At 42.7% G+C, this 21,036-nt stretch carries 19 protein-coding genes; 16 read left to right on the top strand and 3 right to left on the bottom strand.

Annotation, left to right across the window (positions count from 1 at the left end):
* The first annotated feature begins 55 nt into the window (after positions 1-55).
* Positions 56-1,699: a glycerol-3-phosphate dehydrogenase/oxidase gene (locus LZG71_RS14210; protein ID WP_233821331.1), complete on the top strand. Its 1,644-nt coding sequence runs from the start codon at positions 56-58 to the stop codon at positions 1,697-1,699.
* Positions 1,700-1,729: 30 nt separating this feature from the next.
* The gene (locus LZG71_RS14205) at positions 1,730-2,785 is read left to right on the top strand and encodes a beta-ketoacyl synthase chain length factor (protein ID WP_233821329.1); all 1,056 of its coding nucleotides are present in this window, start codon (positions 1,730-1,732) and stop codon (positions 2,783-2,785) included.
* Between the two features lie 40 nt (positions 2,786-2,825).
* On the opposite strand, the gene LZG71_RS14200 is transcribed toward LZG71_RS14205, so the two are convergent.
* Genes LZG71_RS14200 through LZG71_RS14190 form a run of 3 tightly spaced genes read right to left on the bottom strand, consistent with a single transcriptional unit; the run spans position 2,826 to position 9,481 of the window.
* Positions 2,826-4,061, bottom strand: coding sequence for an NAD(P)/FAD-dependent oxidoreductase (locus LZG71_RS14200; protein ID WP_233821327.1), 1,236 nt, complete (start codon positions 4,059-4,061; stop codon positions 2,826-2,828).
* A gap of 2 nt (positions 4,062-4,063) precedes the next feature.
* Positions 4,064-5,593: an NAD(P)/FAD-dependent oxidoreductase gene (locus LZG71_RS14195; RefSeq protein ID WP_233821325.1), complete on the bottom strand. Its 1,530-nt coding sequence runs from the start codon at positions 5,591-5,593 to the stop codon at positions 4,064-4,066.
* A 45-nt stretch (positions 5,594-5,638) separates the two neighbouring features.
* A complete protein-coding gene (locus tag LZG71_RS14190; protein ID WP_233821323.1) occupies positions 5,639-9,481 on the bottom strand; it encodes a trifunctional MMPL family transporter/lysophospholipid acyltransferase/class I SAM-dependent methyltransferase in 3,843 nt (1,280 codons plus the stop codon).
* Between the two features lie 148 nt (positions 9,482-9,629).
* On the opposite strand from LZG71_RS14190, the gene hutH reads away from it, so the two are divergent.
* From hutH to LZG71_RS14120, 14 genes are all read left to right on the top strand, one after another.
* Positions 9,630-11,159 (top strand): histidine ammonia-lyase, encoded by a 1,530-nt coding sequence (gene hutH, locus LZG71_RS14185; protein WP_233821321.1) that lies wholly within the window; start codon positions 9,630-9,632, stop codon positions 11,157-11,159.
* Positions 11,156-11,887 (top strand): 3-oxoacyl-ACP reductase FabG, encoded by a 732-nt coding sequence (gene fabG, locus LZG71_RS14180; protein WP_233821319.1) that lies wholly within the window; start codon positions 11,156-11,158, stop codon positions 11,885-11,887. The genes hutH and fabG overlap by 4 nt, the downstream gene beginning before the upstream one ends.
* Positions 11,888-11,890: 3 nt before the next feature.
* Complete coding sequence (locus tag LZG71_RS14175) at positions 11,891-13,108, top strand: beta-ketoacyl synthase (RefSeq protein ID WP_233821318.1); 1,218 nt, start codon at positions 11,891-11,893, stop codon at positions 13,106-13,108.
* Positions 13,109-13,306: 198 nt separating this feature from the next.
* The gene (locus tag LZG71_RS14170; protein WP_233821317.1) at positions 13,307-13,573 is read left to right on the top strand and encodes a phosphopantetheine-binding protein; all 267 of its coding nucleotides are present in this window, start codon (positions 13,307-13,309) and stop codon (positions 13,571-13,573) included.
* A gap of 3 nt (positions 13,574-13,576) precedes the next feature.
* Positions 13,577-14,488, top strand: a complete 912-nt coding sequence (locus tag LZG71_RS14165) for a lysophospholipid acyltransferase family protein (protein WP_233821316.1) — start codon at positions 13,577-13,579, stop codon at positions 14,486-14,488.
* Positions 14,488-14,904, top strand: a complete 417-nt coding sequence (locus tag LZG71_RS14160; RefSeq protein WP_233821314.1) for a hypothetical protein — start codon at positions 14,488-14,490, stop codon at positions 14,902-14,904. Before LZG71_RS14165 ends, LZG71_RS14160 begins: the two co-directional genes overlap by 1 nt.
* A gap of 100 nt (positions 14,905-15,004) precedes the next feature.
* Positions 15,005-15,430 carry a thioesterase family protein gene (locus LZG71_RS14155; protein WP_233821313.1) on the top strand — a complete coding sequence of 142 codons (426 nt, stop codon included), beginning with the start codon at positions 15,005-15,007 and terminating at the stop codon, positions 15,428-15,430.
* Between the two features lie 31 nt (positions 15,431-15,461).
* On the top strand, positions 15,462-16,544 hold the full coding sequence (locus tag LZG71_RS14150; RefSeq protein WP_233821311.1) for a beta-ketoacyl synthase N-terminal-like domain-containing protein: 1,083 nt from the start codon (positions 15,462-15,464) through the stop codon (positions 16,542-16,544).
* Entirely contained in the window at positions 16,541-17,158 is a 618-nt protein-coding gene (locus LZG71_RS14145) for a hypothetical protein (RefSeq protein ID WP_233821309.1), read from the top strand. The genes LZG71_RS14150 and LZG71_RS14145 overlap by 4 nt, the downstream gene beginning before the upstream one ends.
* A gap of 32 nt (positions 17,159-17,190) precedes the next feature.
* Positions 17,191-17,454: a phosphopantetheine-binding protein gene (locus LZG71_RS14140; RefSeq protein ID WP_233821307.1), complete on the top strand. Its 264-nt coding sequence runs from the start codon at positions 17,191-17,193 to the stop codon at positions 17,452-17,454.
* Between the two features lie 21 nt (positions 17,455-17,475).
* On the top strand, positions 17,476-18,660 hold the full coding sequence (locus LZG71_RS14135) for a beta-ketoacyl synthase (RefSeq protein ID WP_233821305.1): 1,185 nt from the start codon (positions 17,476-17,478) through the stop codon (positions 18,658-18,660).
* Between the two features lie 14 nt (positions 18,661-18,674).
* Positions 18,675-19,640 (top strand): beta-ketoacyl synthase chain length factor, encoded by a 966-nt coding sequence (locus LZG71_RS14130; protein WP_233821304.1) that lies wholly within the window; start codon positions 18,675-18,677, stop codon positions 19,638-19,640.
* On the top strand, positions 19,630-20,400 hold the full coding sequence (locus tag LZG71_RS14125; protein WP_233821302.1) for a polysaccharide deacetylase family protein: 771 nt from the start codon (positions 19,630-19,632) through the stop codon (positions 20,398-20,400). The genes LZG71_RS14130 and LZG71_RS14125 overlap by 11 nt, the downstream gene beginning before the upstream one ends.
* A complete protein-coding gene (locus LZG71_RS14120) occupies positions 20,387-21,016 on the top strand; it encodes an outer membrane lipoprotein carrier protein LolA (RefSeq protein WP_233821301.1) in 630 nt (209 codons plus the stop codon). Before LZG71_RS14125 ends, LZG71_RS14120 begins: the two co-directional genes overlap by 14 nt.
* Positions 21,017-21,036 lie beyond the last annotated feature (20 nt).

Genomic DNA, 21,036 nt, shown 5'->3' with positions numbered 1-21,036 from the left:
GTTGTACTTTTGTAATGAACGTTAATTCTAGCGAGACAAAGTACAGGTGCACTGCATGAACAGACAAGATTCCCTTCAGGGTTTAAAACAGAATGAATTTGACATATGTATCATCGGTGCAGGGGCGAGCGGAGCAGGTTGCGCTCTTGATGCAATGCTCAGAGGTTACAAAGTAGCCCTTATCGACAAAAAGGATTTTGCTTCTGAAACCTCTTCCAAATCCACCAAGTTGATTCACGGTGGCGTCCGTTATCTGGAACAGGCTTTTAAAAAGTTGGATTTTGCCCAACTCAAACAGGTTCGTCACGGACTTGAAGAGCGGCACCTTGTACTAAATAATGCCCCACACCTGGCCCGCCCGCTTGCATTGGTAACGCCGGTAAGTTCCTGGCTGGAAGGATTGTATTTTACGATCGGGCTGAAAATGTACGACAGTTTTGCTTCCAACGATTCGCTTCCAAAAAGTAAATGGCTCTCAAAGTCGGAGGTACTTAAACAAATTCCTACACTTAGCAAAAGCAAGGTTCATAGTGCCGTATTATATTATGACGGGCAGCTTGACGACGCGAGGTATTGTCTTGCGCTGGTGCAGTCGGCAGCGGAAGCGGGTGCCGTTGTAGCCAACTACGTGGAAGTTGCAGGTCTTGAAAAAGGTACAGAAGGGAAAATAAATGTTGTTAACGCGATAGATTCGGAATCAGGGGAGTCCTTTTCAATAAGAACAAAACTCGTACTTAACTGCACAGGCCCGTTCTCTGATCACATACGGCTGATGGCGAATGCAGGCTTGGAAGAGCGAATCAGGCCTAGCAAAGGAGTTCATGCTGTGCTTCCGTACGAGACGCTCAATAGTTCCTATGCGATGCTGATCCCCAAAACGTCAGATGGGCGTGTTGTGTTTGCAATTCCGTTTGAAGGCGCGATGATACTTGGAACAACGGATACCGAGTCTGATAATATCGACGTGGAACCAGGTTTAAATGAAAGGGAAAAGCAATATCTGGCAGATACCCTTAACCCTTATCTCGAAGAGAAAATCAATATTTCGAAGTTGCAGGCAGGATTTGGCGGACTACGCCCATTGCTTTCGGCTGAAACCAGTAAGTCAACAAAAAGTCTGCTCAGGGATCATGAGGTAGAGATAGATGCTGCGTCGGGCCTGGTGAGTTTGCTTGGTGGAAAGTGGACAACATATAGGCTGATGGCAAAAGATGCGATTGATCAGATTGACGGCATTTTTGGCAAAAGAAATGAATGTAGTACCGCCAGCCATACGCTCGCCGGCGGAGTAGATTATCTGTTCGAGAACTATAAAAAGCTGGTTAGCAAATATGGACTTTCGGTTGATATTTGCCAGCATCTTGTAAGAAAATATGGTTCAAGGGCGGAGGAAGTGTGTCTACTGACTTTGCACGATGAATCGTTGAAGGCGCCATTGGATCCGGCATATCCTTACATTCGTGCGGAAGTCGTTTATTGTGCCAAAGTAGAGATGGCGGTTACTCCCCGCGATTTTCTGGCAAGAAGAGTCCGGCTGGAAATTACAGATTGGAACACGACCTTAAAAGTACTACCCACAGTTGCAGCGCTCATGGCCGAAGAATTGAACTGGACTGCGGAGAAACGGGAGCAGGAAATTTTAAGTTATAAAAATAAAATTGAGGAATTTATATCGGCGGCAGGAAAGGGTCAGTCCTGAACCACTGATTTGCAACGTTAGCGAGACATTATGTACATCACAGACTTATCCTGTATATCGGCTCAGAAAACTTATGATAATTCTTTCTTAGAGGGAGCGGTGACGATCCACCAGGGTAACCGGTACATAGCGCAAGAGCCTGCTTACGGATCGTTGATACCTGCCGGGTTACTCAGAAGAATGGGAAAGGCCGTGCGAATGGGAGTAGGAGCAGGTTTGCCGCTGATACAGAGAAATCCTGAACTGGGAGGAATCATTCTTGGAACTGCAAATGGTGGTCTGGAAGATTGCCTGAAATTTCTGAATCAGATTGTGGATTATAACGAAGGCACGCTCACTCCGACCAATTTTGTACAAAGCACTCCGAATGCGGTTGCTGGCAATTTGGCATTACTCAGCAAAAATACCGGCTACAATACGACACACGTTCACAAAGGTCTGGCATTCGAATGTGCCTTATTGGATGCTATTTTATTGCTGGAAGAACAGAGAGCCAAATCGGTGTTGTTGGGAAGTGTTGAGGAAATTTCGGAATACAACTATAACATCGATTTTCTCAATGGTTATTTTAAAAAGCACGATACCACCTCTGAAACGCTTCTAAACTCAGGTACTCCCGGATCGGTGTGTGGTGAAAGCGCGGTAATGTTTGTGTTGAAGTCAAAGTTTTCCGAAGGCGCATTGGCCAGGATCGTCGATGTGGAGCAGATTAGTAATGTTGGTATCGGCGAGATCTCGGGAAGGCTTTCGAATTTTTTAGAACGAAACGGACTGTCGCCTACTGATATAGATGCTTACATTGGTGGGTTTAGCGGAGACAATCGTACGGATTATTTGTATGAGGAAATTCTGAACGCGTTTTTTGAAGAAGCTGACGTCTATTGCTACAAAAATATGGTTGGTGATTATCCCACAGCCTCTGCATTTGCTATGTGGATGGCAGTTCAGATAGTACGAGGGGAGCTGTTGCCTGAGCAATTACATATTAAAATAAATGCTGAGAGGAAAGTTGTAAAAAATATACTGATTTACAATCATTATCAGGGAGTTCAGCATGGATTTATATTAGTACGGGGGGCGGTTTAAGAATATTTGTGAATTCCTGAAACCGCCCTTCATGTCAAACCTACTGCGCCTGAGATTCTTTTATTTTAATCACCTTCGCCAATGTAGGTAAAATCGTGTCATGCTTTTTGACAAACGGATTTGATTTGTCCCAAACGTAGCCTGCCAGAACGGAACAAATCTGATTTTTTATTTCTACATCAATTTGATCAGTAAACACAATTGTTTGAAAATCACCGCTGTACCAGCCCGTTACATAACTTCTGAAAACATTTATGCCGTTCTGTACCACGTCTTCATATTCGGTTTTCCAGTCAACAACTTCGCCTTGAAGATGCTTATGAGTCATTTTTGCGGACAACAAACCGGATGCCGTTGCGAATGTTACACCTGACGAAAATATAGGATCCAGAAACTCTGTACTATTACCGGATAAGACAAAACCTTCGCCGAACATCGTTTTTACACCAACTGAATACCCCAGGATATTTTTTGGTTCAAACTTCAATTCTGACTCGGCAAAACGACCGTTTAAATCTTCAAAGCCCCGGATAAACTCCTTGTACTTTTCGCCGTCGTTGGCTGCTAATTCAATAATTTTCTCCTTGTCACCCACAATACCAACCGAGGTTGATCCGTCAGAAAATGGTATTGCCCAAATCCATGATTTGTTGTTATCAAAAGAGTGAACAAATATGTTATTGCTTGTCTTTTCTGTTCGTTTGTTGTCTTCCAGATGCGAAAATACGGCGCCACGAGGTGTGAATGCGGATGGTTTGCTCAAGTCAAACAGGCGTGGTAAAACCCGGCCATAACCGCTGGAGTCAATGATAAACCGGGATTCTATATGATCGATTTTACCATTGACATCTTTATATTCCGTGATCTGGCGTTCCAGGGTAGCATCAACGTTCAAAACTTCACATTCAAAATTTACATCAACACCTTTTGCTCTGGCAGCCTCTGCGAGTGTAAGGTCAAAATCTGCCCGTTTCACTTGCCAGGTGTAAGTCCAGCCATTGGTGTACTGTTCAGAAAACAGAAATTCGCACCTTTTTTCGCCACGCATAAATGCAGCGCCAGTTTTCTTTTGGAAATTTTTGGCCTCAACAGCCTCCCGGAGTCCCGACTCTTCCAAATGCTCCATGCAGCAAGGCAAAAGGCTCTCTCCAATCTGAAACCGGGGAAACTTCTCTTTTTCGAGAATGGTCACATCGTATCCTTGTTTTTTAAGATAGGAAGCAGCAACACTCCCTGCCGGACCGGCGCCAATAACCAAAACATCAACTTTTTGCATGACTACGCATTTATAACTTTTTGAATGAGTTTATTTTTATCAACAAAAGCAAAGCAGGTAACAAAGGCACTCACAGTGACTCCAAGTATACCATGCATCGAAATATTTTGTCCTGTCAGGTGCAGATTTGGTACTCTTGTTTTGGTATTAATCTGTGTTCTGGAAGGGGAATTGGAGTTTTTCAGAATTCCGTAAAGCGCCCCATCTCTATTTCCGATATAATCTCTGAAAGTGAGCGGAGTAGCGCTGTGTACACTTTTAATTTTTGACGTAATGCCAGGAAACACCTCTTCGATTTTCTTCAAAACTTTGGCTTCTTTTTCTTTTTTGAAACGATGATATTCCGTTTCCCGCTCACCAGGTTCCGAAACGGTCCTGAATGTATGTGCCCACTTTTCGGTTTCCGACGTTTTCATATAAGTCATAATCGACATGGACTCCGCGTACTTGCTGTTCCTCGAAATATAAGGTGTGCAAACAAAATAGGTCTGTGGCCACGTTTCCTCGTCATAATCGATTCCACCCCAGACGTCATCTATATGGTGCTGATAAATGTTGTGGTTGAGGTACTCAAATGTGTTTTCATGAAAAGACAAATGCACAAGAAATGTGGAGATGGTGTTTTCCAGACCTTTAATTCTGTTTTTGTAAACATTCAAAAAGTGCTCCTCTCCAAAAATATCAATGGTAACAGCGGGATGTACATTGGAAATGAAGGTTTTGCCTTTGACCTTCTCGCCATTTTCCAGTATTACATTCGTAATCCTTCCGGTATCATCATAGTCTGCTCCTGTTACTTTTTTGTGTTTGTAAATTTCGCCGCCCAAAGTGCGTATTCCCCGGCTCATAAGGATGGCTATCTGCGAACCGCCGTCAATAAACTTGTAAGATCCTGATAAATAACTGTTCATGATCAATGCATGCAGGTAAAACGGAGTCATTTCCCTCACGCCCGCATACAAAAGGTTAGAACCCGCAAGTACATTTTGCAAGCGTACATTCGAAGTCAGGGAAGCGATGTAAGCATGTGCATTTAAGTTCAGAAGATCACCATCCATCTGATAGCTTTCGCCGGACACGCGTAAATTATACAGAGGGAATTTGCTGCATACCTCCTTGATCTTGTTGCAATAGGTATGAATCGCATTCTCTTCCTCAGGGAAATATTCAATCAGCTTTTTCTGGAAAGCCTCGTAACCCTGGGCGTATTCGTATTCACTTCCATCGTCAAATCGAATCACATCAAACTTATCCTCATCCATTTTTTTCAGTTTCAGCTTGTCCAGTATTTGAAAATACTTGAAAAACTGATGAAGATTTTCACCTTCATTTAAACTTCCCACGTAGTGAACACCGGTGTCGAAAATGGTCTTATCTCTGCTATACACCTGTAAGTGGCCACCTATCTGATGGTTTTTCTCCAAAATGGCTACACTGTAACCTTCCGATGCCAGAATGTAACCACAGACGAGGCCACCAAGTCCGCTCCCAACGATGACGAAGTCATATTCTTTTTCGGTGAGTTTGGGCATGTAAGTATGATGAAATAGTGGTGTGGTGATAGCTTTTATATGTAATCAGGCTGGATTTAAGCACTTTCTTAAAATGAAAAGTACATTGGACGTGGTGCCCGAATGTTCCTGCATTTCGAAAGACAGATTATTGTTTCTGGCAAAATCCCTTATGTCATTAGCCGAAAAGAAGTGAAAATCCTCCATCTTTTTATTAAAAGAAAATAAACCGGTCGACAGCGCTTCTGTCCGTTCGGTATTTTTGTGTTTTTCCTGCTGATCGGTAATTCCGTCGCGAATGAAAATTATACCGTCATTAAGCAATGCGTCAGCGCAATTTTTCAGCAAAGTAAGTTGTTTTTCTTTGGATAAATAATGGAGTATATCATTTAAAAAAATGACATCCTGACTCCCAATACTTAGCGTCATGACGTCTGCTGATAAAAAGTGCAGATTTCCCGTTTTATTGTAACCGTTTTTAGCTATTGTAATTTTTTCGTCATCATAATCTACCCCAACTATTTTTCTTTCTGGATTGCAGTAATGCAGATAATAGGATAGGTATCCATATCCGCAACCGATATCCATAATATTTTCGCGAGCATCTATTAACGCGTTGTAGCAGGCGTAATTTTTCTCTTCCAGTTGCCATTTCGCTTTGAAATACCATTCCAGCACCGGGCCTTTAAATACGTAATTGGTGAAGATTCTGTGTTTCAGATAAGATGTGTCCTCCATTTCGGATTTGAATCCGGCGAATTCGGATTTGAAAAACTGAGAAATGTTTTTTGTCTTATCCCGCAGTTGGACACCCCACTTTTCGTCCTTAAAATTAATTCTTGGTAAAACACGCACGTTTAGAGCACCTGGCCGGATCAGGAAATCACCTTTTGGCAAAACTTCCGAGGCACCGTGAATCAGCAATGGCTGAATATCCAGTTCGAGCTGTTCTGCCAGAAAAAAGGCCCCTTTGTGAAAGCGACCAATAGTCCCATCCTGAGAGCGTGTGCCTTCGGGGAACACGAGCAACGAATAGCCGTCGGCGACCAGAGCTCTCATTTTTTGGATGTTTTCCTCCGGTCCATCGTCTGTGTATACATAGCCAGCATAACGGATAATCGGACCGAAAAAGGGAGAGTTGTATACCCAACCCTTGACCATCAAAACAATTTTTGGACTAAGCATGATGGCCAGTAGAATATCCAGAAACGAAGTGTGATTGGCGATAAAAATTACTGGCTTATCGACATTTAAGTGTTCCTTACCCGAAACATTCTTTTTCACATGAGGACCGGAGTAAATAACAGTCCTGGCATAAAATGAAAGAGAACGATTGATCATTGCTTTTTTCCTGCGCCGCGATATTGGCAACAACAGAATCGTTATAAGCTTGGAATGCAGAAAAAGGCAGCCGGAGAGAAAATAAGTGAAACTGGAAATACTAAGCAGAAATGGCAGAAATGTAACTGGTGCCTTTTTGCGCTCTACTCTATTTTGAACAAAAAGATCAAAGATGACTGGTTGAACAACAAAGGATACAATGAGAATGCATACGATGCCAAGCACGCTGACAAAGGCAATGGAATGAATTGCGGGATGTTCGGCAAAGAACAAGACGCCGGTTCCTACTATGGTCGTTAACGCTGATAATACGATGGCGGACTGATAGGATCGGAGCGTTTCCTTGCCGGTTTTATACTTATTGAGTAATCCGTCGGTTACGAAAATGCTGAAATCGTCGCCCAGGCCGAAAATGAATGTAGTGATGACGACATTCACAAAATTGAATTTTATGCCAAGAATAGCGGCAATGCCAAATATCCAGATCCAACTAATCACCATCGGTAAAAATGTGAGTAAGGTCAGTTCAATTCTGCCATAAACAATCAATAGTGTGAAGAATACGATGGACGCAGATATAAATAGAATGTAGTTGAAATCTTCTTTTACCAAAGTTAGAAGTGATCCTGCTAGCTCGCCCCGATCAAAAATAGAGACTCCCTGAATTTTTCTCAACTCGCTTTTAACATAGGTAAGCCGGTTTTTAGGTACAGTTACCGTTGTGATGAGGGTTGTTTTCAAAGAGTCAGACACCGAAAGGTTATCAAGTCCCAACTGATTGAATAATTCAGTTTCATCAAGGAAATCCTCCTCATGCCCTGAAATCCAACTTTTGAAACCATCGAATGCAGATGGGTTAAAACCTGTTCCGGCGATGGATCGATCGATGGAGTTGAACGTCTGGATTTTCCGATCAGGATTCCAGAATGATTCCCAACGGTTTCGTCTTTCCTGTTTCGTTTTCTCCGGAATGGCGAAGGCGCCTGATGAAACAAAGTCTTTCACCGTTTCGTTGGCTTTGAATCTGCTTAGCTTTTGATAAACCAGCTGATTTGCCTCTTCTGCATGCTCTTTTAGTTTGTCAGCTGAAAAAACATATATCCTTTTGTCTCTGTCTGGATTAATTCCGGTAAGTTTTTCCTCGCGATCTTTCAGATCGTCATTTTGCATACTTAAACTTTCCAGACTGCTGTCAAATTCAGTGAACCTCGCAAAATAGAGGAAAACAAAAGTCAACAGGGCAATAACGACAAGGCTTGCCGATTTAAATTTCCCGGGGATAGTCGGTATGTTAAAGAACTTAGTGTTGCCGGGAATTTTATTGTAGTCAAAAGACAGACTTTCGAGAATGAGTGGCAGCGCTACGAGGGTAAAAATGGCTGCTCCGGTGAGGCTCAATGCCGCGAATAAACCGAAATCCTGCAACACCACTGAGTTTGTAAATTGAAGTGCAGAGAAAGCCAGCACGGTGGTGAGGCTCCCTGTCAGTAGCGGAGCGCTCACTTCTCTGACCGTACCTGAAATGGATCCTGTGTGGCGAAGGTGCGTGAAAAAATGAAACGCATAGTCGAGCAGAATTCCGAAAATAACAGCGCCGGTGGCAAGTGATATTCCCGATATTTCCGGCCTGAAAAAACCTATGATTCCCAGACCAAAAATGCCTCCGAAAATACCAGGCAAAATGAGAAAAAAGGGGATGAGCAGCTTGCGGTAGTAGGCAATTAGAATGATCAAAATAGCGATCAGTGCGATCGTCATTGTTTTGGCGGAATCCTGCTTCACCTGAATGGCATTGCGGGCAGCTATCTCAAACGTGCCGAAGTATGACATCCGGCTCTTGGGATACCTTTTATTCCATCGTGCCTTAAAGTCCTCCATTTTACCAAACAGCTCTACATTCAGTGCTGAATTGCCGGAATCATATGCTGTTGATGCTGTTACAATGATTTGTTTGCGGTCGGCGGAGAACATCACGCCTTCCTCCACGGTCATTCCCGTGGAATTATTGGCATTATTAAGTGAACGGAAATACGGTGCGGTTATTCCGAGTGGATCGTTAACTACAAATTGTTTCAAAAATGAGCCACCTGGTGTTAGCAACTGCCTGTAAGCGGAACTTATGGAAATGTGTACAGAGTCAGGCTGTATTTTGTTATTGATGTGCTTGTAGTAAGCGGAATCGATCAGTTCCGGGAAGTGCGTATAGGTAAAGTTGTATACATCCTGTTGTATGTCCGGCCGAACGGACTGAATATTTTTGATATATTTTGCCAGAGGTTTTAAAGAATCTGCAAAAACTTCTACCATTTCCAGGGATTCGTCACCACTGTTTTCTGGATCGTTTTCCAGAGAAAATACAATTTGATTAACAATGTTTTTATTCTCGATGAGCTGGGTGAACTCCTCGAATTTTTCACCCTTCGGCAAGGTGGCAAATATGCTCTCTGTTACCCTGAGCCGGGAAATACCATAGCCAAGAACTCCGATCAGGCCGATCAGGCAAAGAAAAAAAACAGCTTTGTGTTTCGACAGGAGTAGGTTAAGCTTGAATAATAATTCCCCGATCATGAATAGGTTAAACGTGAGTGGTGGGCAAAAATAATTAAATGTGCGGCTTCCGGCAACTTATTAATGTTCAATAAGGTTGGAAATCCAAACTTGTCAAAACCGTAAAAAAAGATTTATTTTACATGTTATTTAATTTCGGTATCAATAAATGAATAGTATTTCATTAGCTCAGATCGAGCAATATGCATTTGAAAAGAAAGAATTTATCCTGGCGGAGGATGCTCTCAATAAGGTTGCCAAGTCTTTTACTTTTTTAACAGATTTCTCCAAAGACAAAATTATTTACGGGATCAACACTGGTTTTGGGCCTATGGCTCAGTACAGAATAGAAACTGATAAACTAAATAGTTTACAATATAACCTGATTCGCAGCCATTCCAGCGGTATAGGTCGACCGCTTAATGAAATCTACGCAAGGAGTGTGATGGTTGCTCGCCTCAATGCGTTTTTACAGGCGAACTCAGGTATAAGCAGTGGCGTAATCAAACAACTTGTGTTGTTTTTGAACAAAGGCATCGTTCCTGAAATTTTCGAACATGGGAGCGTTGGAGCCAGCGGAGACCTTGTTCAGCTGTCTCATCTGGGCCTTAATCTGATAGGTGAGGGGTACGTATATGAAAATGGTGTCAGAAAAAATACTTCCGAAGTTCTTGCCAGACATGAAATTGCACCGCTCCAAATGGAACTTCGTGATGGGTTGGGACTGATTAACGGAACTTCCTGCATGACCGGAATTGCGGCGATCAACCTTGTTTACGCAAAAAGACTTGTGCAGTGGGCTATTGCCGCTTCTTCCATGTTGAATGAGGTGATTGAAGCTTTTGATGATTCTTTCTCTGAGCAGCTGAACGCAGTGAAACACCACAAAGGGCAGCAGTATGTTGCCAAAGAAATGCGTGAGTTTACGCAGGGAAGCGGCATGATCCGCAACCGCGAAGAGCTTTTCAAAGACGACACTGCGCTTCATCGTATTGAGTTTGAAAGGAAAATTCAGGAATATTATTCTATACGTTGCGTACCACAGATCATCGGACCAATCGTTGACACGATTCAGTATGCACAGGAAGTCGTTGAAAATGAGTTGAATTCGACGAATGATAATCCGATTGTGAGTCCGGAAGAAAACAATGTTTTCCATGGTGGTAATTTCCATGGAGACTACATTTCGCTGGAAATGGATAAGGTTAAAATTGTCCTTACCAAACTTTCTATGCTGATGGAACGTCAGCTTAACTTTCTGATGAACAGCAAACTGAACGGCAAATTTCCTCCTTTCCTGAATGCCGGAACATGGGGGCTGAATTTTGGTTTTCAGGGAGTACAGTTTACTGCAACTTCAACGACAGCGGAAAACCAGGCATTGTCCAATTCGGTATACGTACATAGTATTCCAAATAATAATGATAATCAGGATATTGTGAGTATGGGAACCAATAGTGCGGTTCTTGCAAAACAGGTTCTTGAAAATTCATATCAGGTGATGTCGATCCATATCATGGCCATTTGCCAGGCGGTAGATTTGCTTGATCCGGAAGAAAAAGAAAGACTTTCGCCAAATGCCAAGTCTGTATATAATCAGATAAGACAACATGCGAGCTTCGTGAAGGAAGATGTGCCTCAGTCGGAGAGCATTGCCGCAGTTTACGAATACATTAAAGAAACCCCTTTCAAATTATGAGTTGTGCATTGGTAACAGGTGCTTCAAGAGGATTGGGCAGAGCCATTGCGGTGCAGCTTGCAAAAGATCATGGGTTACATATATTGGTGAACTACTCTTCCAACCAGGCTGCCGCTGATGAAACGCTTGCGGAAATTAACTCAAATGGCGGAACAGGAGAGTTACTGCAGTTTAACGTGCAAACCAAAACGGAAGTTGATGATGCGCTGAATGCGTGGCGCGAAGCAAATCCGGAAAAATACATTAGCGTGCTTGTTAACAACGCTGGCGTAACCCGCGACGGACTGTTTATGTGGATGCCGGAAAAGGATTGGGATGATGTGATGAATATTTCTACCAAAGGATTATTCAACGTTACCCAAAATGCTATCCAGCAAATGCTGAGAAAACGTTCCGGGCGAATTGTGAACATCGCATCGGTTTCGGGAATGAAAGGCGTAGCCGGACAAACCAATTATTCTGCCGCAAAAGGTGCTATTGTTGCAGCGACCAAAGCACTTGCGCAGGAAGTTGCCAAGAGGAAGATTACAGTGAATGCCGTTGCGCCAGGTTTTATTACCAGTGATATGACCAAAGACCTGAACGAGGACGAATTGAAACAAATGATTCCGATGAACCGTTTTGGAAAACCGGATGAAGTGGCACATTTAGTAAGTTTCCTTTGTTCAGATAAAGCCGCCTATATAACAGGCGAGGTTGTAAATATAAATGGAGGGATTTACTCGTAACTCATGAACCACAGAGTTGTAGTAACCGGAATTGGAATATATTCTTGCCTGGGTGAAAACCTGGACGAAGTAACAAAATCATTGTACACAGGTACCAGTGGCATCGTATATGATCAGGTTCGAAAGGATTTTGGTTTCCGATCTGCCTTAACCGGTATGGTGAAGGAACCGGATTTGAAGTGGTTGCTTTCGCGCAGGCAACGCCTTGGAATGCATCAACCTGCCATTTATGCCTATATGTCCACCAGGGAAGCGCTTGAAATGTCTGGTCTGGATATCGATTTTCTGGACAAAACAGAAACAGGGATTATATTTGGGAATGACAGTACGGCTGCATCTGTGGTGGAGGCAGTGGAAAAAGCACGCGAAAAGCAAGATACTACATTGATCGGCAGCGGTGCCATTTTCCAAAACATGAATAGCACCGTCAATATGAACCTTTCGACGATTTTTAAGCTGAAAGGGATCAATTTTACGCTAAGCGCGGCATGTGCATCCGGATCTCATTCAATCGGGATGGGTTATCTCATGATTAGTCAGGGATTGCAGGATCGTATTATTTGTGGAGGTGCTCAGGAAATAAATCCGGCATCCATGGCGAGCTTCGACGGTTTGGGGACTTTTTCTGTCAGAGAATCTGATCCTACAAAGGCCTCACGTCCATTCGATAAGAATCGCGACGGGCTTATTCCAAGTGGAGGAGCGGCTACCGTAATTCTAGAATCTTACGATGCTGCGGTGAAACGCGGTGCGCCGATCATAGCCGAACTGGTAGGATACGGTTTTTCTTCCAATGGAGATCACATTTCCAATCCAAGTAAGGAAGGTCAGATTCGTTCGCTCGAAATGGCCCTGCGACAAGCAGATCTTACCGCGTCAGATATTGATTATATCAACGCCCATGCCACCTCAACGCCGGTTGGTGACGGAATCGAGGCCCAGGCGATCTTTAATGTTTTTGGTGCAGACACACCCGTGAGTTCTACCAAATCGCTGACCGGACATGAGTGCTGGATGGCTGGTGCCAGTGAAATTGTATATTCCCTGCTAATGATGCAGAACGATTTTATAGCTCCAAACATCAATTTTGATGATCCTGATGAGGACTCCGCAAAAATCAACGTTGTTGCCGAGACCCGAAAGCAGAAAATCAATTGTTTTCTTTCTAATTCGTTCGGATTTGGCGGTACCAACTCCACACTAATTTTGAAAAAAGTATAATTATAATCCGATACTTCGTGAGCGGTACACTTCACGACTGGTAATTTTGTACTTTTATCTAACCGCGTAATCAAATATTTGTTTTCTAATGTTTGGTGGAATAGTCTATCGCACTCTTAATATTTCGTGCTAGAACTATTACATTAAAATTTGATAACAATGTGAAGTAATCAGAAAAGAAAAATTAATTTTGCAGCCATGTATGATAAAGACGTTAAGATGAATTTGGAAGAAGTTATTGAGGAAACCAGAGATTTTTTATCTGAGGAGTTTGAGGTGGACAGGGATTTGATTCTTCCGGAAAACAGCTTAAAAGATACGCTGGATCTGGATAGTCTTGATTATGTAGACCTCGTAGTTCTCATTGAGGAAAACCTCAATATCAAAGTTAGTGGTGAAGATTTCAAAGGAATCGTCACATTTGGGGACTTTTATGGCCTCGTACAGAAAAAACTCGGTATTTAAGGAATGAACCACCAGGTTGGTAGTTCAGGTATCCAGGATGCCCGGTCTGACCGTGACTGGGACGGCAAAACCAAAGGCACCCTGGCAGGCTACAAGATTTTCTTTTTCTTCATTAAGTTTTTAGGAATCGATTTTGCATACAGGCTTTTACGTGTTGTAACGTATTATTACTACCTGTTTGCCGCCAAACCAAAAAGGTCACTGCTGGATTTTTATCAGAATTCCCTTCAATTTTCATTATCCGAAGCGCGAAAACTTACCCGCCGTAATTTTTACATTTTTGGACAGACACTTGTTGACCGCACGGCATTTTTGTTGGGGTACGATAAAGCGTTCTCACACTTTTTTGAAAATGAGCAATATCTGATCGACATTCGTGATCGGGGAAAAGGTGGAATCTTGCTGAGTGCGCACCTGGGAAACTGGGAAACTGCCGGAAATCTGCTGAAAGGACGTATCACACCCACCATCAATATTGTAATGCTGGATGCTGAGGTGGAAAGTATCAAAAAGTTTATGGACTCTTCCACAGGAGGTTCAAGATTTAAGATAATAGCCATTAAAAATGATCTTTCGCATGTGATAGCAATTCGGAATGCACTTTTGAATAATGAATTTGTAGCCATTCACGCAGATAGATATTTAGAAGGATCGCGGTACATCGAACTTGATTTTTTGGGTAAAAAGGCGAAATTGCCTTATGGTCCTTTTGTGATAGCATCTAAGTTTGATTCTCCGGTAACCTTTGTATTTGCGGCCAAGGATGGGGCCCGCAGCTATCATCTAAGTGCAACGTTGCCCATTACTGAAAAGATGAAGCCTGAACAGATTGCCACATTATATGCTGCTGAGCTTGAAAAGAAGGTACGGCAGTATCCGGAACAGTGGTTTAATTATTTCAATTTCTTTAAGTGATGATTGTAAGCAAAGAACATATACTGGATTTTATACCTCACCGGGCACCATTTGTAATGATTGATGGATTGGTTGCCGTAACAGAGGAGAAATTCGAATCTGAGTTGTTTATTGATGCGGGCAATATACTTGTGCATGAAGGGGTGTTTCAGGAAAGCGGACTAATGGAAAACATTGCGCAGACTTGTGCTGCTTCTTTCGGCTTTCTTGACAGACAACATGAAGGGAAGCCCAAAATTGGTTTTATTGGTGCGATATCGCGTGTCACCGTTCATGCACTTCCACCTCATTCTTCAAAGATCAATACGATTGTCAAGCCCACGCATCAACTTGGAAACATATTTATGGTGACCGGGCAAAACTTTCTGAATGGAAAGCTTTTACTGGAATGCGAGATGAAAATTGTAACAACTTAGTACTTCTGATGGGGTTTCGTATTTCGATGTAAATAGCCTTTTGTTGGGTATAGATAGTCGATAAATCGTAAAAAATGACTATTCTTGCCAAGTCCTAATAATGATAATACGTATGCTTTCTTCGGAAATTGAAATAGATATAAGGTTTAGTGAAACGGATGCAATGGGTGTGGTATGGCACGGGAACTACCTGAAATTTTTTGAGGATGGTCGGGAGCATTTTGGTAAAACCTTTGGACTGGAATACCTTACAATATTTGATTCCGGGTATTTCACACCTATCGTAAAGTCGGAGATTGATCATAAAGCACCGGTTTACTACGGGCAGGTTATTAAGGTGATTACCAGATATATTGCCTCGAAATCAGCGAAGATTATGTTCGAGTACGAGGTGGTCAACATTACCACCAATGAACTGTGCGCGACGGGCAAAACCATGCAGGTATTTCTGGACCGCGAAAGCAGAACACTAGAACTGCTAACTCCCGAGTTTTATCGGCAGTGGAAAGAGACGCACAACCAATAGCATTTTATTACAGAGAAATAGTTTTAGCATTATGATTTATATAGGTGCAGAAGAAATGATCAGCCCGCTCGGTAACGATGCGAAAGCGACCTTTTCAGCTGTATCAGAAGGTTTGTCAGGTATTTCGCTGGTTCATAAAGCAGGTTTGAATCAAACAGATATTCATCTGGCAACAATACCGGGATTGACAGTCAGCAGAGCATTCGAAAATCTGATTGTTGCTATATTGAAATTGGTAGCAAACAATGTTGATCCGGATACAGTTGCCTCAGACAGAACACTTGTAATTATAAGTTCTACCAAAGGCGGGCTAAAAGATTCCATTGCAGATCCGTTCGCTGACGTTGCTGACACAATTCTCCAAGAGTTCAACCTTGCTCATCAGCCACTCATCATTTCCAATGCATGCATTTCTGGTGTACTAGCAATTAATACGGCAGGCAATTTTGTCAGATCGGGCCATTATGATCATGTCATTGTAATTGGTTGTGATGTAATCTCTGATTTTGTTATATACGGTTTTCAATCTCTCTTTGCGGTAAGCGACAAGCCCTGCGCTCCTTTTGACTCGGGTCGGGCCGGAGTTACTCTTGGAGAGGCATGCAGTGCGGTAGTAATATCCAATAACCCTCAGATATACAGAGACAGACCGTACTCACTGCTTATTGGAACATCGGCAAATGATGCCAACCACATTTCAGGACCGTCGCGAACGGGAGAGGGGCTTTACAGGAGTGTCAGCAGAACGATGGCTCAAAACGGGATTTCACCTGCTGATATTGATTTTATATCTGCGCATGGAACAGGTACCTTATATAATGATGAGATGGAATCCATAGCCTTTGACCGGCTAGGCTTGGTTGATGTTCCATTGAATAGCTTGAAAGGATATTTTGGACATACCTTGGGAGCTGCCGGTGTCTTGGAAACAGCCGTTTCAATCCAATCTATGCGAAATGGTCTGCTGCTTAAAAGCATGGGATATATCGAAAAGGGAACTTCTGTTGCACTAAATGTGATTGAAGAAAGCAAAAACACACAGATAAGAACAGTTTTAAAAACTGCCTCAGGCTTTGGTGGAGGAAATGCATCGCTGCTTATTCAAGACTTATGAGTTTCATTACCACATATTGCCATATAACCGATAGGAACTGCTATTTGAATGGAAAATTGGTTGCCAGCTTCGATCCCGGGTCATCCGACAGCTGGTTGAAGCAGCTATATAAGTTCAATAATGTTACGTATCCCAAGTTTTACAAAATGGATACGCTGTCCCAATGCGGGTATCTGGCAAGTGAATTTATTAAAGCTTCCAATCCGGACCGTTTTACCAGTTACGCAGACGACCGGATAGCCATGGTATTCGCCAATCGCTGTTCCAGCGCAGAAAGTGACATCAGATTTCAAAACTCGTACGAAGTGCTGCAAACGCCAAGTCCGGCCATGTTCGTTTATACACTTCCAAATATTGTAATAGGAGAAATAGCCATTGCAAACAAATGGTACGGTGAAAATATGTTTGCTGTTTTACCTAAATTTGCTCCTGACTTCTTTATCAACTACGCTGAAATTTTGTTTTCATCCGGATCGGAAGCGGTATTGGCTGGTTGGCTTGATGTAACAGAAGTGAAGGTTAACGCATTTGTTATTCTGTTAGAAAAAAATACTGGTGGTATTAAATCTAACATTGTTAATCTCACTGAATTGATAGAGGAGGCGTTTACTTAGTATCTATTTACCAAAAATTACTTACTCCAGGAATGGATAACTTAAAAGAAGAATTAAAGAAGCACATCATTGAACAATTAAATCTGGAAGATGTCCGGGTGGAAGATATCGCGGACAGTGATTTGCTTTTTGATCAAAGTGGCCTTGGATTGGATTCTATCGATGCACTCGAATTGATCGTGTTATTAGAGAAATTCTATGGAATTCAGGTAACAAAGCCCGAAGAAGGAAAAGAGGCATTCCGGTCTATTGAAACAATGGCTCAGTATATTCGGAAGAGAAAGACAGCTGTTTAAAAGACTATTTAACTCGTATCCATGGGTATCCGCATCACAGGTATTGGTATTGTTTCTGCAATTGGAATGTCAGCCGAAGAGAATCTGCTGTCACTAAAAGCAGGGAAGTCAGGTATTGGACCGGTTCGGTATTTAGATGAACCCCGGGAGTTGCTTGTAGGTGAGGTAAAAGCGAGTAACGAAGAACTGATTCGATCTTTACAGATCAGCAACAGAAATATTTCACGCACTTCTTTGCTCGGTCTGGCAGCCGCACGCCAGGCATGGGGAACGACCAGACATCGCTCCGATCTAAAATCAGGAATAATATCATCCACTTCGGTTGGTGGAATGGACAGGAGTGAAGTCTTCTACCGAGAGTATCTGGATGAGGGAAAGCCGGATTATCGTCTGTTATTATCGCATGACAGCGGGAACACCACAGAGCGGATTGCTTCCGAACTGGGAATAACCGGATACATCAATACGCTTTCTACGGCGTGTTCATCTGGTGTAAATGCAATCATGCTTGGGGCAAGATTGCTTCAACAGGGTAAGCTGGACCGGGTTTTGGTTGGTGGCACCGATGCCCTTACCAGATTTACCATCGGCGGGTTTCGGTCTCTGATGATCTACGATGACGCCTGGTGCAGACCATTCGACGAGTCAAGAACTGGGCTTAACCTGGGAGAGGGAGCCGGATTTCTCCTGTTGGAAAGCGAAAAAAGTATTGCTCAGTCCGGTAATGAAACCTTGTGTTATGTAAACGGCTGGGCTAATGCGGCAGATGCCTATCATCAGACGGCGTCATCTCCCGATGGGAAGGGCGCGACAATGGCAATTCAAAAAGCTATTAACATGTCAGGGATTGGTCTAAGCGACATATCATACGTAAACGCTCATGGTACCGGGACCAAGAATAACGACCTTTCCGAGTCGGTAGCATTGAAAAACGTTTTTGGAGAAAACATTCCGGCTTTTAGTTCTACCAAGCCCTACACAGGACACACGCTCGCGGCAGCGGGAGCAATTGAATCGATTTTTTCCGTCATGGCGATCAGAAACAATTTGATTTATCCGAACTTGAATTTTAGCAATCCGATTGAAGAAACGGGCCTGATGCCGGTTACCTCCCTGATTACCGACAGACAAGTAAATGCGGTGCTTTCCAATAGTTTTGGTTTTGGTGGAAACAATTCTTCTATTATATTTTCAAATTTCAACTAACACGCTCAAAGTCTTTGTTTTACATTTCAGCAGCTTCTGGTATCACGCATCAACCTACTTTTCAGAATGTAGGGTTTTCGAATTCAATCGGAACAGTTTCTGTTGGCTCTGAACTGATTAGCCCAAATTATAAAGATTACATTGATGCCGGTTTGCTGAGGAGGATGAGCAAAATTTTGCGCATGTCGGTTGCTTGTGCAGAGGACTGTGTCAGACAAGCTGCCATACACCAACCCGACTCTATTGTGGTGGGAACTGGTTTGGGGTGCCTGCACGATACAGAAAAGTTTTTAAACACTTTTCTGACGGTGGAAGGATTGCTCCCGCCAACTTCGTTTATCCAATCCACACACAATACCATTGCCGGGCAGATTTCCCTCAGTATTGGGAATCACGGTTACAACATGACTCACACACAGAACACGTTATCTTTCGAACAGGCTCTTACTGATACGATGATGCTACTTGCGGAGGAAGATAACCATGTTCTGGTCGGTGCTGCCGATGAATACATCCCATTTCTGGATGTCATTAAGGAGGAACTCGAACTCATGGCGCCTGTGGCACTAACATCCGGATCTTCTTTTTTCATAGCTTCAAAGGAAAAATCGGAGCAAACACTGGCTATTATTACCGATGTGGAAACGGTTGGGTTGGTCGTGGACGTCAGTTCTGCAATTGATTCCTTTCTATCTAAAAATGATATGTCGCCATCTTCACTTGACCTGGTGCTATTTTCAGGTGCTGACATCGGTGTGTGTGGAAAAGTACTTCATTTTTTGACTGCCCATGGGGTGAACGAAGATAAAATCGTGGATTATCTGCCTTTTTCAGGAATTTATCCCACAGCTTCTGCATTTGCACTGCACTATGTGATCGACAAATTGGGTCAGGACAAGAATTTGACTAATGTGTTAATTTGTAACTGTTTAAATAAGAAAAATTTAGGTCTAATCCTGGTTCAGTCTTGTGAAGCATAACATTATCACCGTCCTTACTTTAACTACACTGGTATTATGTGGTGTAATTTTCCTTGAAACCGATTTTCTATGGTTTGTTTTAGGAGCAATCCTCTTCATTTATCTGGGCGTTACAGCATACGGTTCATATCAGATTCAAGCCAATTATTTCATCAATTCTGTTAATAGAGGTAAAAAGAAATCGGTTGCGCTTACTTTCGATGATGGTCCGGACCCTGAATTTACACCGAAGATATTGGATATTCTCAGCGAGAAAAATGTGAAAGCTACTTTTTTCGTCATCGGCAAGAAGGCTGAAAAATACCCTGACCTGATCCGGAGAATAGCCGATGAAGGCCATATAGTCGCCAATCATTCATACAGCCATCATTACCTGATCGCTTTGTTTTCCACTTCCCGGCTCGCTGCGGATTTGAAAAAATGTAATGACGTCCTCACAGGCCTCGTTGGAAAAACGCCGGTTTTTTTTCGTCCGCCCTTTGGTGTCACCAATCCTTTTTATTCAAGTGCAATTAAGCAGAACGGTCTGATCTCAGTAGGTTGGTCGTTGCGTAGTATGGATACCAGGGCTCAAAGCAAATATGCCCTGATAGACGCGGTAATTTCCAAATTGAAAAAAGGTGATATCGTGCTGTTGCATGACCGGCTTTCGGTCACAGCCGAAGCACTTCCTGACATTATTGAGCATATTAATACTAAAAAATTTGCAATCGAGCCGTTGTCAGCGGTAATTAATAAAGACGCTTATGTTAAAGATTAAGCTTATCACACTCCTTTTCCTGTTGGTGACCTTCGACGGGATAGCTCAGAGTTTCAAACCCGTATCTGATCCGGGAAAAGTAGGTGCATCTTTGAAAAGGTCTTCAGAGGCTGCGAATACTATACAAGCTGATTTTCAGGAAGAGAAAGTAATGGCAGTTTTGAGAAACTCGGAAAGGTCTTCGGGTGTGTTTTACTACAAAAAAAACGATAAGATGCGCTGGGAGCAGCAAATACCTGTTAAGTATGTTATATTAATTAACGGTGATAAATTACGGGTTCAGGAAGCAGGAAAGGAGAAAAATGTTGGTCAGGCTGGCAGGATCGCGGGTCAGATTAAGGAGCTGATGATGGGGTTGGTGAATGGCGATTTTCAAAATAATAAAGCGTTTAAACAAACCATTTCCGAGAACCCGACAGCTTATCTGGTAACCTTGGTTCCGGTTAGTAAAAGATTGAAAAATGTGTACGCTAAAATTGATCTTTTGTTTGCAAAGAACAACTTGCGCTTAAAAGAGCTTACCTTTTTTCAAAAGGATGGTGATAAAAGCATTTTGAGATTTACGAACGAGAAAGTCAATGAACCGATAGCTGAGAGTGTTTTTGTGAATCTGTAATTTAAAAGACTTTAATATTT

Source organism: Dyadobacter sp. CY312 (genome assembly GCF_021390535.1).
Classification (GTDB): domain Bacteria; phylum Bacteroidota; class Bacteroidia; order Cytophagales; family Spirosomataceae; genus Dyadobacter.
This window is presented reverse-complemented; position numbering and strand designations above follow the sequence as displayed.